General features: G+C 62.1%; 12 protein-coding genes. 8 read left to right on the forward strand and 4 right to left on the reverse strand.

Annotated features, from left to right (window positions below):
- Nucleotides 1-37: 37 nt before the first annotated feature.
- Nucleotides 38-1222, reverse strand: coding sequence for a thiolase family protein (locus tag ACTDXD_RS06955; RefSeq protein ID WP_132472073.1), 1185 nt, complete (start codon nucleotides 1220-1222; stop codon nucleotides 38-40).
- A complete protein-coding gene (locus tag ACTDXD_RS06960) occupies nucleotides 1219-1632 on the reverse strand; it encodes a Zn-ribbon domain-containing OB-fold protein (protein ID WP_132472072.1) in 414 nt (137 codons plus the stop codon). The genes ACTDXD_RS06955 and ACTDXD_RS06960 overlap by 4 nt, the downstream gene beginning before the upstream one ends.
- 727 nt (nucleotides 1633-2359) lie before the next feature.
- Between ACTDXD_RS06960 and ACTDXD_RS06965 the strand changes: the two genes are divergently transcribed.
- Nucleotides 2360-3562, forward strand: coding sequence for a CaiB/BaiF CoA transferase family protein (locus ACTDXD_RS06965; RefSeq protein ID WP_132472071.1), 1203 nt, complete (start codon nucleotides 2360-2362; stop codon nucleotides 3560-3562).
- Between the two features lie 86 nt (nucleotides 3563-3648).
- Nucleotides 3649-5196 (forward strand): MFS transporter, encoded by a 1548-nt coding sequence (locus tag ACTDXD_RS06970; protein ID WP_241997150.1) that lies wholly within the window; start codon nucleotides 3649-3651, stop codon nucleotides 5194-5196.
- A 96-nt stretch (nucleotides 5197-5292) separates the two neighbouring features.
- Here ACTDXD_RS06970 and ACTDXD_RS06975 read toward each other — a convergent pair whose 3' ends face one another.
- Nucleotides 5293-6378 (reverse strand): TIGR03857 family LLM class F420-dependent oxidoreductase, encoded by a 1086-nt coding sequence (locus tag ACTDXD_RS06975; RefSeq protein WP_440126360.1) that lies wholly within the window; start codon nucleotides 6376-6378, stop codon nucleotides 5293-5295.
- Between the two features lie 93 nt (nucleotides 6379-6471).
- Here ACTDXD_RS06975 and ACTDXD_RS06980 point away from each other — a divergent pair, with 93 nt between their 5' ends.
- From ACTDXD_RS06980 to ACTDXD_RS07000, 5 genes are all read left to right on the forward strand, one after another.
- Complete coding sequence (locus tag ACTDXD_RS06980; RefSeq protein WP_440126361.1) at nucleotides 6472-7569, forward strand: phosphotransferase family protein; 1098 nt, start codon at nucleotides 6472-6474, stop codon at nucleotides 7567-7569.
- Nucleotides 7570-7582: 13 nt separating this feature from the next.
- On the forward strand, nucleotides 7583-8032 hold the full coding sequence (locus tag ACTDXD_RS06985; protein ID WP_440126362.1) for an FAS1-like dehydratase domain-containing protein: 450 nt from the start codon (nucleotides 7583-7585) through the stop codon (nucleotides 8030-8032).
- Nucleotides 8029-8454: a MaoC/PaaZ C-terminal domain-containing protein gene (locus tag ACTDXD_RS06990; protein ID WP_132472067.1), complete on the forward strand. Its 426-nt coding sequence runs from the start codon at nucleotides 8029-8031 to the stop codon at nucleotides 8452-8454. The genes ACTDXD_RS06985 and ACTDXD_RS06990 overlap by 4 nt, the downstream gene beginning before the upstream one ends.
- 65 nt (nucleotides 8455-8519) lie before the next feature.
- Nucleotides 8520-9851: a TetR/AcrR family transcriptional regulator gene (locus tag ACTDXD_RS06995; RefSeq protein ID WP_440126363.1), complete on the forward strand. Its 1332-nt coding sequence runs from the start codon at nucleotides 8520-8522 to the stop codon at nucleotides 9849-9851.
- A gap of 196 nt (nucleotides 9852-10047) precedes the next feature.
- Nucleotides 10048-10818 (forward strand): SDR family NAD(P)-dependent oxidoreductase, encoded by a 771-nt coding sequence (locus ACTDXD_RS07000; protein ID WP_440126364.1) that lies wholly within the window; start codon nucleotides 10048-10050, stop codon nucleotides 10816-10818.
- A gap of 74 nt (nucleotides 10819-10892) precedes the next feature.
- On the opposite strand, the gene ACTDXD_RS07005 is transcribed toward ACTDXD_RS07000, so the two are convergent.
- Entirely contained in the window at nucleotides 10893-11741 is an 849-nt protein-coding gene (locus ACTDXD_RS07005) for an NAD(P)-dependent oxidoreductase (RefSeq protein WP_440126365.1), read from the reverse strand.
- Nucleotides 11742-12013: 272 nt separating this feature from the next.
- Here ACTDXD_RS07005 and ACTDXD_RS07010 point away from each other — a divergent pair, with 272 nt between their 5' ends.
- Complete coding sequence (locus tag ACTDXD_RS07010; protein WP_440126366.1) at nucleotides 12014-12850, forward strand: mycofactocin-coupled SDR family oxidoreductase; 837 nt, start codon at nucleotides 12014-12016, stop codon at nucleotides 12848-12850.
- Nucleotides 12851-12859: the final 9 nt, after the last annotated feature.

The following is a 12859-nucleotide window of genomic DNA, read 5'->3' on the forward strand; positions in this document are numbered from 1 at the left end:
GCGATGCGCCGGGGCGCGAAAATTGTCTTCGTCTTCGTCACGCCTCGCGGCGAAGCAGTATGCATCCGGCTTCCGGGCCCCCACCGATGCCGACTGCGGCAATCTCGACGTCTTTGGGAATCTGGCGATCGCCGGCTTCACCCCATAGCTGTACACAGGCTTCGTGAAGGAATCCGTACCCGTGGAGACGTCCGGCGGAAAGCTGACCACCGTGCGGGTTGATCGGCAGTTCGCCTTCCAGGCGGTAATAGTCGTCGTTGTCCAGGAACTGCCCGACCTTGCCGTGTTCGCAGAACCCGAGTGCCTCGATCCATTGAGTGCACAGGTAGCTGAATCCGTCGTAGAGCGTCGCGAAGTCTACGTCTTTCGGGGTGAGCGACGTGGTGGACCACATCTCGGTGGCGACATCATGCGCGGCCATAGTGGTCAGATCTTGCCGCTGATCCCACGTGTGCCGTTGATATAGCGCCGATCCCGCGGCCTCGATGTGAAGCGGAGTGTTCGCCAAGCCGGTGGCCGCTTCCTTCCGCGACACAACGATCGCGGTCGCGCCGTCACACGGCACGTCACAGTCGTACAGTCCGAGCGGCCACGACACGAGACGTGCGCCGAGGTAGTCGTCCATTGTCATCGCATCCCGGTAGATCGCATCGGGATTGAGACCCGCGTTCCGTCGGGCATTGATGACGAGCTTACCGACCTGCTCACGCGTCAAGCCGTAATCGTGCATGTAGCGCTGGGCATACATACCGATCCAGTTCGCCGGCGATGCCGCGCCGAACGGCAGACGGAACTCCGCGTGGCCTCCGGCACGAGTCGACTTGGAGGTCAGGGCGGCGGCGCGGCCCGAGGCCTGCGCGGTCGCTTCCCATACCGAGCGGAAGCACAGCACATGGGTTGCGCGGCCGGTGGCAACGGCTGCGGCCGCGTCCAGGAGAGTTCCGGCCTGGCCGGAGGTTTCCACACCGCTGACGTGCCAACGGGTCTTCAACCCGAAGGCGTCGCGAACGTCGTGGGTGGTGGCGCCGACGAACCCGCCTTCCGCGTGCACGGGTCCGGGATAACTTGCGACGCCGTCGATGTCGTCGAACGACAGGCCTGCATGAGCAACCGCACGCTCAGCAGCTTCGAGGGCGAGATCGATCCCCGTACGGCCGATCCGTCGGCCGATCTGAGACTGTCCTACACCAGTGATCACAGCACGGTCGTCAACGAAGGTCATGCGGTCACCGGCCTGAAGTAGGGAAGAGCTACGTCGTCATGCTTCTCGAATACGACCTCGACCTGCATGCCGACCTCGACGTCGTCGACCTCGACGTCGACGAGGCACGTGGTCAAACGCACATCCGGCTGCTCTTCGAGTTCGACTGCCGCAATGACATACGGTGGCGGAAATGCGGGGAACCAAGGGTGATGGTTCACGGTGAAGGCCGCAACTGTTGCCCGGCCCGAGACGACGTCGGGACCGACGTCCCGACTCCGGCACCGCCAGCAGGCCCCGACCGGCGGATGGATCCACCCACTACATGAACGGCATCGATAGATGCGCAATTCGTTGTCGAATCCCCCGGTCCAGAAGTCCCGCGACTCCGCGGTGACCTCCGGCAGGATCCGTCCCGCTGTTGTGGACATTGAGCTCCTCCAAGAACGTCACGGTGCGATCGGCTCGCCTGAAAGTTTCGTTCCGCGCCGCCGCAAGCAGTGATACGGGTCACGCTTGCCGGAACACTAACATCTGATGGTGGTGTCACGAAATACCCAATATCCGAACCGGCCAGCCCCGAGGCATGGCGCGCACAGCGAATCCAGACGCGCACCAACCGGACCATCCGGACGAAACGTAGCGTCCTTCGATGGAATGCGCGACACGACCGACCACTTCGGATATCGCCGCTCAAGCATCTCAACCTGCATAAAGTGCGATCCGCTCACTGCTTTGCGCCTTCCCATGCCGAGTCGACAGGAAGCCTTCGCCAAGGCAGGCACCTCACCAATTGCGGGAAGCGCTGCAGTTCCGCACAAGGCACGGCCCGAGGGCTGCATCGAGCAGAAGATCACGGATCACTCTGACAGTGATGTTCGGTAAACACCGAAGGGAACGTGAGGCTTGCGGGCGGAAATCTCCCGCGCCGCCGGGGGTGACCTACTGAAGCTCCCACGGAGAGCTGCAACGGCAGGCGCCAAGGGGGCTTGTGATAGCCACCACACACCTGCAATAATTTTATGTACACTGAGTCAGATTTCAGAGCCCCTCTTCTTTTTCATGGTGAAGGAACGCCGGCCGGATCAATCGATCCCGCACCCGCGCCCGCACCATGACAGTCGAACCCCAGAAAGGACCCACGTCGTGGTCGGTGTGATGAGTGGAATCAGAGTCGTCGAGGTGGCCGCTTGGACGTACGTCCCGGTGGCTGGCGCCATCCTCACCGAATGGGGTGCCGACGTTCTCAAGATCGAGCACCCCGAGTCGGGCGATCCACAGCGCGGCCTGGTGACTTCCGGCCTGATTCCCGCAGGCGCGGTCAATCACATGTTCGAGCTTCCGAATCGTGGTAAGCGCAGTGTCGCACTGGATCTCAAATCCCAGGAAGGACGCGAACTGCTCATGAAACTTGTGGAAACAGCGGACGTCTTCCTCACGAACTTCCGTCCCTCCGCGCGCAAGAAACTCGGCATCGATGTCGAGGATGTCCGAGCCCACAATGACAAGATCATCTATGTCCGCGGCTCGGCAGCCGGACAGGCCGGCCCCGAAGCCGAGCGTGGGGGCTACGACATGTCCTCGTTCTGGTCACGCAGCGGCGCGGCCGACAACGTCAGCCCCGAGTCACTAGGATATCCAGTCAACATGCCCGGCCCCGCCTTCGGAGACGTGCTCGGCGGGCTCACTATCGCGGGCGCGATCTCATCCGCATTGTTCCACCGCGAGCGAACCGGCGAGGCAACGGTCGTCGACAGCTCGTTGCTGGCGCTCGGTGCCTGGGCAATGGGTCCGACGATCGCCGGTGCGCACGCGTTCAACCTGGATGGGTACCCAAAGAAGACGCCCGACCAGGCAGCGAACCCCTTGGTCAACACGTACGGGACCAAGGATGGACGCCACATCAGCATCGTGATGCTCGAATCGGATCGATTCTGGCCCGAACTGATGACTGTGCTCGAGAGCCCCGAGCTGATCACGGATCCGCGTTTCGACAGTCACGCCAAACGCGCCGAGAACAACGTCGAATGCGTGGCTGCAATCGGCTCCGGCTTCGCAAAGAAGACTCTCGAAGAATGGAAGATTGCGCTCAAGGACATCAACGGAGTGTGGGCACCGGTTCAGCGCCCGCGCGAAGTGGTCACCGATCCCCAGGTCGAAGCGAACTCGTATATTGCCGATCTCGACGACTCCGCCGGCACTGCTTTCAAGCTGGTGTCTGCACCGGTGCAGTTCAACGAGCGGCCGGGCGACGTCCGGCGAGCGCCGGACCATGGTGAGCATACCGATGAGGTTCTGCAGGAACTCGGTTTGACGATGGAGGAGATCCTCGAGTACAAGATCAGCGGAGCAGTTCTCTGATCTCCCGACTTCGGTGACCGTGGTTGAGGGCCCCCGCGCTATACGCGGGGGCCCTCAACCACATCGCCATGCCCCGAAAGGCAGCCATGAGCATCCGACAGGAGCCTTCTGCCGCCCGGCCCGACAGCGTCGATTCCACTGAGATGCCTCGGCGACGCATGTTGACCGCGATGGTGGGGACGTTGCTCGGCCTCGTTCTCTCCGCACTAGCCTCCACGACAATCCTCACATCGCTTCCCGTGATGATGAACGAGCTCGGCGCAGGGCAGACCGCCTACACCTGGGTCATCACAGCGAATCTGCTCACCACCACCGTGAGCTTGGCGATCTGGGGCAAGCTGTGCGATTTGTTCTCGCATACCCGGCTGATGTTTGCCGCGATCGGATTGTTCACCGCGGCCTCACTGTGTGCTGGGCTTTCTCCCACTGCTGAAGCCCTGATCGGATTCCGTGCAGTACAAGGGGTCGGCGCAGGCGGACTCATCTCGGTGGGCACCGTGCTGCTCGCCGATCTGGTCAGTCCGCGGGAACGCGGAAAGTATGCGGGGATTGTCGGCGGAGTCATCGGCGTCGGCACTATGGGCGGGCCTGTCCTGGGTGGCTTGATCACCGACGGCTTGGGCTGGCGGTGGAACTTCTATCTCGGGATACCGTTCGCCGTCGCATCGGTGATTCTTCTACATCGAACGCTCGATTTACCTTCCCCCCGCGGGTCCACGCGGATCGACTGGGCCGGATTCGTTCTTGTCACCGCGAGCGCGGGTCTGGCCATGGCCTGGGTATCCGTCGCCGGTGACATGTTTCCGTGGTGGTCATGGCAATCCGTGGCGATGGTGACGACCTCGCTCGGGTGTGCGATTGCAACGATCGTCGTCGAGCGCAAGGTCGCCGAACCGCTCATACCGCTCGGACTCTTCACCGATCCGACGATTTCGCGGGTCGTGATCACGAGCGTCTCGCTCGGAGTGACGATGTTGTCAGTTCCGGCTTTCATGAGCCAGTATTTTCAGATTGCACGCGGCATGAGTCCCTCGGCGTCCGGCAGCATGATTTTGGCCATGTCGGCGTCGACTTTCATTGCTTCCACTGTGCTAGGTCAGGTGATCAGTCGTACCGGGCGCTGGAAGCCGTGGGTCATCGTGGGGGCAGCATTCCTACTGTCGGCCACCGTCGGGCTCGCCACCCTCACGAGTACCACGCCACTCGTATTGGTCGGTGGATATCTTGCCGGCGTCGGTATCGCCGTCGGCATACTGATGTCGAATATGCAGATTCTTGCGCAGAACAGCGCTCCTCCGGAGAAGCTCGGTGCTGCCACCGCATTGCCTGCATTCTTCCGCCAACTCGCCGGGACGCTCGCGGTCGGTGTTCTCGGCGCCGTGATCGCCACTCGTGTGTCCGCGACTTCGGGGACCGCCGGTTCCGGTCGGGATACGGTGCCCGATGTCGCAGAACTGTCCGAGCCCGTCCGCCAAGCAGTTCAGACCCTGTATGCCGACGTCATCGGAGACCTGTTCCTCTGGTGTGTTCCGCTGGCGGCCGTTGCTTTCGTGGCTACCGTGCTTCTACCGAACCGTCCGCTTCGCACCAGCACCGCTGTTCAGCAGCGAGCGGACACACTGCTTTCGGAATGAAACGCGCCGACTGGCCTCCTGGATACTGGATCACGCCTGGCCATCCAGCCCGGACCGATCCGGATGCCACAGTGATCCAATTTTCTGGCAGCCACGTCACTTATTTGCCATCGCCAACCCGTCGACGACGGAGCCCAGCTGATCGGGCGTACTGCCGTGCAGGACCAACTCGTCGGCGCCTGCCTCACGATAGCGAGCGAATGTCTCATGACACGCTGCCGGAGATCCGAGCGCGGCCGCCCCGGTGATCCACTCGGGCGGCAGTGCAGACGACGCCTCGACAAGCTGGTCGCGGGTACGGACCGAGTCGGCTGCACCTTTGAGGCCGACGAGATGCGGGTGGCTCCGCAGCACGTCGAGTGCCGCGGGATCCCACTCGTTGACCCGCGCAAGCTGCTCCCCGAAACCGGGTATCTGATAGTAGGTCACTGCTCGCCCGCCGACGACCGCAGCCTCTTCTTCCGGTTCGAGGCCGGAGGCCACCACGACGGTCACATAGATCCGCACATCTGCCGGGTTTCGTCCAGCTTCGCTTGCAGCGGCACGAACGGTCGCGGCCGAGCGGCGCACCGCCTCTGGGGTCAGGAAGGGATGGAGTAGAACACCGTCGAAGTGCTTCCCTGCCAGAGTAAGCCCCTTCGGGCCGAGGGCGGCAAAGACCAATGGAGGTACCGGCACATCGGGAACATCGTTGAGCCGCAGGGATGGGAACCAACCAGCAGGACCGTCGTATTTGACCTTCTCGCCGCGGCAGAGGCGGCGGAAGATGTCGGCGGAGTCAACGATCGACTGGTTGGTGGCCCGTGGCAGCCCCACCGCATCCCACATTGCGTCGACGGATCGTCCGACACCGAGAACGATCCGACCGTCCGTGAGCGCCTGAGCTGTCATCGCCATCGATGCCAGCATCGCAGGGTGGCGGGACTGGAAGTGGGTCACGCCTGCCGCGATGTTGACCCGGGAAGTGACCTGACCGAATGCCCCTGCCAGAACGCCGAAATCTTTGGTGCCCCATCGCTCGCTCAGCCAGAGAGTGTTCAATCCGAGGCGCTCGGCCTCGACCGCCTGCTCGATACCTGGCTTCGGATCCGGGACGCGACCCGGCAGCGCGTACGCCCCCAACGGGACCACCGACCCGCAGTCTCGCACGGCGTCGGATGGACTGGATTTTTGATCACTCATACCCGTATTCTGACAGTATTGGTCACAAATAGGAATCCGATTCCTTCAAACACGCGGAGACCCCGGCCTCCGTATAGCGAGAGAAGGTAGCCGATGGCACGCGCCGCAACCCAGCTTCACCACGAGGAGCACCTCGGCGAGACCTTGCGACAGTGGTTGCCCGGCAGGCTCGCTCCAGGCGCGCACAGCGACTTCGCCATCCACCATCTCGACGCCCCGGATGCCGGATTCTCCGGGCAGACAGTATTGTTCACCGCAAGCTGGACCACTGCCGAGGGCACACGGGAATCCCGTGAACTCGTCCTGCGCATGCAGTCGGCCGACCATCAGCTGTTCACAGAACCCGACGCTTTGCGACAGGCCGCGATCATGCAGGCGCTCGGTGGCCACCCAGGTGTCGTAACTCCCTCCATCGTGCTCACCGAGGCGGATCCGTCGATACTCGGGGCGCCCTTCTACTTGATGACCCGTGTCCACGGCCGGGTACCATCCGACATACCCAGCTGGCACAAGAGAGGCTGGACCGTCGAGCTCGACACAGACCAACGTCGACAGATGTACGACAACGCACTGCGCGCCCTTGTTGCGGTCCATGCTGTGGACGACGAACAGACTCTCGCGGTCCTACGTGACCCTGCGCAGCAGCCGAACGTCACTGCGCTGCAGCAGTATCTGGCCCGTCTACGCGATTGGTACGAAGTGCGGCGCTCCGAACTCGTCGTCGGCGAAGACGTACTGGCCGAGGCGTGGACCGTGCTGTCGTCGTCCGTTCCCGATACCGATGCGGAAACGGTTGTGTGGGGCGATGCACGAGTCGGCAATATGTCCTTCGCCGAAGATCTGGGCGTTGCCGCCCTGTTCGACTGGGAGACCGCAAGCACGGGACCCGCGGAGATCGATCTCGGGTGGTGGCTGATGTTCGAGCGATTTCTGTGCGAATCCCTCGGGTTCACCCGTATGGACGGCGTACCCGACGACGATGCCATCGTGCGTCGCTACCAGGAACTCGGCGGCCACATCGACGCCGACTTGCGCTACTACACAATTCTCGCAGCGTTCGTCCTCAGTCTGATCACCAACCGACTCGCCCTCCTTCTCGTCGAGGGCGGCCTCGACGAGAAGACCGCACGCAGCTACCCGGAGAGCGCGGTGGCACTTGTCAGACACTATCTCGACGAGTTCACTTCATGAAGGAGAAATCAGCATGACCACACCCATCGCCGAGCCGTCACAGGTGGGCACGACAGGCAAAGAATGGGAAGTCTTCGTCGAGCGCGGAAAGATCCGCGAGTTCGCAGCCGCGATGCAGTCCGACAACCCTGCCTTCCAGGGGGATGACGCGATAATCCCGCCCACGTTCTTGATCAGTGCAAACCAGTGGGCGCCTCCTGGTGCCCGGGTGAACGTCGGTTTCGACCGCAAGCGACTCCTTCACGGTGAACAGGAGTTCGTTTTCCATCGCGGTCTTCCGAAAGTAGGTGACCGTCTTCTGGCCCGAGAGCGACTGGTCGAGCGGTTCGAAAAACCCGGCAAGAAAGGGGGACAGATGCGCTTCGCCGTCGTCGTGACCGAGTTCCACAACTCGGCAGGCGAACTGGTAGCGGAATCACGCGGGACCTTCATCGAGACCGCAGCCAAGGAGGCAACAAAATGAGCGCGCCCACCACCGAACTCGAGGTAGGTACCACCGCCGAGCCCCGCACGTTCGGCCCTCTCACGAGACAAATGTTCGTCCGATACTCCGGAGCATCGGGCGATCTGAACCCGATGCACTACGACGACAACATGGCCCGCGCTGCCGGCAACCCATCCGTGTTCTCGCAGGGGATGCATCAATCGGCTCTACTTGCGACCTTCGCGACCGATTGGCTCGGCGCCGAGAACGTACGCAGGTTCGGAGTTCGCTTTCGCGAGCAGGTGTGGCCGGACGATGTCCTCTCCTGTACCGGCGAGGTCACCGCCACAGCGGATGTGGACGGAGGGCGGCTCGTTACTGTCTCACTCACGTGCACGCGGCAGACCGGTGGCGTCGCGATCAGCGGGACGGCAGACTTCCTGGTTCTTACCGACCAGTAGGATACTGACCACAATCGCGCCAAGCCCTCGCGGCAAACGACACCGATCACCTAGGCTGTGCACTGATGTCAGAAAATCCGATCTACCGTCGCGCAAGTTATGGCCCGTCGAGCCCCGAAGTAGGCACACGGGGCGCATCCACGCGTCGGCGAATCATCGAAGTCTCTCTGGAGCTGTTCGCAGAGCACGGCTTCTTCGGTACGTCGGTGGACGCCATCGCGAAGGCCGCAGATATGTCCCGCGCCACGCTCTATCAGTACTTTCCGGGAAAAGACGAGATCTTCCTCGAACTACTAGACGAGTGTGGGCGCGCCCTGTTTCGTGTCGCTCGGCGCATCGGTCCGCTGGGGCCGACCGAGGTCGGGTTCGACAACCTGAACTGGTGGTTGGGCGAGTGGAGTTGGGTGTTCGAGAAATACTCGACGATGTTCGTACAGTGGGCCGTGGTCGCCACATCGGAGTCGACGGTAAAGCCCGAGATCAACCGCTTCGTCGCGAACTACAACGAGCGGGTTTCGAGGCGGCTCGAAGAGTCGAAGCTCGCGGGAATCGAACCTCGACTTGCGGCCATGACGATGACAGCGCTGGTGCACCGCGTCAACCTCTTCATCCACACAGACCGGGTATACGGCCGCGAGACGCAATCGATCGTGGACGCCCTGTCGGTATTTCTCCAGTTGTTCCTGTTTCCCGAAACTCCCGCGTCTGTGCTGCACAGCCTGAAGTTGCGTACCGTAGGCACAGGCGTCATCACCCTGCCGGACCGGCCTTCCACCGAGGGGCTGAGCCTTGCCGATCGCACTGATGAACTCACCAAACGCGCGACCAACACCGTCCGTGCCCTGGTAGAAGCGGGTGCGCAACAGTTCCGCGCGAAGGGATACCATCGGACGAGCGTGGACGATATCGTCGATGCTGCCGGGTTCGCTCGCGGTACATTTTACAAGTACTTCAGCGAGAAGCAGGATCTACTCACAACACTGTGCATCGAATCGGCGAACTGCGCACTCGAGCTGGCACAGGATCTTCGTAAGATCAACTTCGCCGACCCCGACGATACGGGATCACGTCAATGGCTGAAGGCCTTCGTGGCGTATATGGAGCACTACGCGGGCTCCATCGACGCGTGGACCGAACGAACTGCCGACAGTAAGATTGTGCACGGACTGGGCGCCCATGGACAGGCTTCCTTGGACGCGTCGTTGCTGACAGTACTGTCGCCCCACCCTCGTAATTACCCGTTCGACCCCATACTGTCAGCCCTCATTCTGCGTGCAATCGTCGTGCGCCTCCCCGAGGCAGCACGGGAAATGGAACCCCCGCTCACTCTCGACGAGTCGATCGATCTCACGTTGACCGCCATCCAGCGCGGGTTCTTCACCGCCGTCGAGGACTGACCGAACTCACGCATTGAGCACACCGCCCTTCATGGCATGCCCGGCCCGGATACCGCAACGGGCATTTCGCTGCGCCCGAGGTACCCATCAGGTGCGCGCAGTACACAAGGGGTCTTGAATATTTCTGACGCTTATGTCATTTTGGACATAGGATTCAAACATCGCCTGCACCAAGCTGATAGGAAGGCCCAAACCCATGGACATCACGACTGCGTCCGCGCTCGTCACCGGTGGAGCCGGTGGTCTCGGTGAGGCAACAGTGCGTCAGCTCGTTGCTGCCGGGACCGCCGTTGTCATCGCCGACCTCAACGACGAGAAGGGCAAGGCTATCGAGGCCGAACTCGGCGAGCGGGTCCGATATGTCGCCACCGACGTACTCGATGAGGCCAGCGTCAACGCCGCCATCGCCGTCGCCGAAGAACTCGCACCACTCAAGATTGTTGTGAACGCTCATGGCGGGAGCGCGGGTGCGGCGCGCGTCGTCGGCCGCGACGGCGAGCCCGCTTCGTTTGACCAATTTCAGTGGTACGTCAACCTTTTCCTCAACGGAACCTTCAACGTCCTGCGACTCGGAGCCGCCGCAATGGCCAAGAACACCGCAGACGAGGACGGCGCTCGGGGTGTCGTCATCAACACCGCGAGCATCGCAGCATTCGAGGGCCAGATCGGTCAGACGGCGTATTCCGCGGCAAAGGGCGGCGTCGTGGGATTGACCCTTCCGGCTGCTCGCGATCTCACCAAGCAGGGCGTTCGCGTCATGGCCATCGCACCGGGTACGTTCTTCACGCCCGCGTTCAAGATGGAACGCGAAGAGGCCGACCAGAAGTGGGGATCGGCCGTTCCGTTCCCCAATCGCATGGGCAGCCCATCCGAGTACGCCGCGCTTGTGCAGCACATCGCCGAGAACAACTACCTCAACGGCGAAGTCATCCGGATCGACGGCGCACTGCGGTTCCAGCCCAAGTAGACCCGACCAGTACACCAAGATAGAAAACCACGGCCCGACGTCTCGTCGGACCGTGGTTTTCGGCGTTTCCTCCATCAGGTCGCAGCCGAATGCACCGCATCCGAAGAGCCGTCTGCTGAGGTGAAAACGAGAGACCCGCCGCGCACAACCTCGCCGAGCAGACCGAGGTCCGCGCCCCGAGCGCCTGCCGATTCCAGGCATACCGACACATCCTTGCGGAGGAACGGCATTGCGATCTGCCCGAACGCCTCTACACCGCCGGCCGACACCGCCCGTTCCGCGGCCTGACTCGATCCACTGCAGTAGGTCAACGCGCGCTGGAGCACGTCCGGTTCTATCTCCATCACCGCGCCCAGCCGGACAGCTTCCGCAACGAGTTGAAGGTTCGCGGCGAAGAGAAGGTTGTTGACGATCTTGATCGTCAGCGCAGACCCGGATTTCCCAGTACGAACCAGGTTTTCACCGTAGCAGGCGAGAACAGGAGCAACCCGGTCGACAGCCTCGGCGCTACCTCCGAGCAAGATCGTCAGCTGCCCCTCTGCGATCTCGGCAGCCGTGCCGCTGACCGGAGCGTCCACGACCGCCACGTCGCGAGTCGGCCCGGATTCGGAAATCCGCATCAGTGTGTCGACCCGTCCCGTGGTGTGCGAAACGAAGACCGAACCCGGTTGCATATGCTCGGCAATACCGCCCGGACCCAATGCGACCTCTGCCAGTTGCGTATCGGAGAACGTGCAACAGATGACGATGTCGCAGTCACGGCCGAGATCCGCAAGCGACGCCACGACCACAGCACCCTGCTCACGCAGTCGATCGGCGATCTCATCCCTGCGGACGAATACGCGCACCCTGTGCCCCGCTGCCAGCAATCGCATCACCATCGGTTCACCCATCTGGCCCGTTCCAACGAATCCTATTATCACAGTGATCCTTTCGAAGTCCGTTGGAGCCCGTCGCCAGTCGCCACGCTAACAGCCCGCGACCGACGCAAGTATGAAAGGTATTCATGTGCGGCGTGAATTAATACCATGCCGAACGGTGCAATCCCCCTTCCCATCGTGATGTGAATCACCTAGGTTCGAACCGAGCCATCCCGCGCCTTCACAGCCTCGACCGATCCGAGTAACAGGAGACGCACAGCTCCTCGAGAATCCCTATGCCGACCTTTCATGGATGACCGATAGGAAGAACGAAGTTGAACAGAACTCAGGGCAAAGTCGCCTTCGTCAGTGGAGCAGCGCGCGGCCAAGGTCGCAGCCACGCCGTGCACCTGGCCGAGGAAGGCGCCGACATCATCGCTTTCGACCTGTGCGCCGACATCTCGACGAACCAATACGCACTGGCCACCGAGGAAGACCTAGCACATACGGTCGAGCTGGTTGAAGCCGAGGGACGCCGCATCGTTTCTGCGAAAGTCGATGTGCGCGACCGTGTCGGCCTCGAACGGGAGTTGTCTTCTGCCGTCGAGAAACTCGGCCGACTCGACATTGTGGTCGCCAACGCCGGAATCTGTCCGCTTGGAGATGAGCTGCCGGTTCAGGCCTTCATCGATGCCTTCGACGTCGACTTTCTCGGGGTCGTCAATACACTTCACGCTGCTATACCGCACCTCGGCGACGGTGGATCCATCATCGCAACAGGTTCGCTGGCCGCATTGATGCCCGTGGGGTTGTCGACGCCCGGCGGGATGGGATACGGACTGGCGAAACGCATGATCCCCAATTACATACGAAGCGTCGCCCACCTACTCGCCGCCAAGGGAATTCGAGCGAACACCATCCACCCCACGAACTGCAACACCGATATGCTGCACAGCGCGCCGATGTACCGGATGTTCAGAGACGACCTGGACAACCCCACTCTCGATGACGTCAAGGAGGGCTTCGCCAGTATGCAGGCGATCCCCACACCGTGGGTCGAACCGTCCGACATCTCGAGCGCTGTCGTGTACCTCGCATCTGACGAATCCCGCTACTTCACCGGGCAGGAGATCCGTATCGACGCGGGCGCCGGCCTCAACCTCGGTCTCTGACCGCACCGT

The sequence above is a fragment of the Rhodococcus sp. SJ-3 genome (assembly GCF_051918125.1).
In the GTDB taxonomy this organism is placed as follows: Bacteria; Actinomycetota; Actinomycetes; order Mycobacteriales; family Mycobacteriaceae; genus Rhodococcus.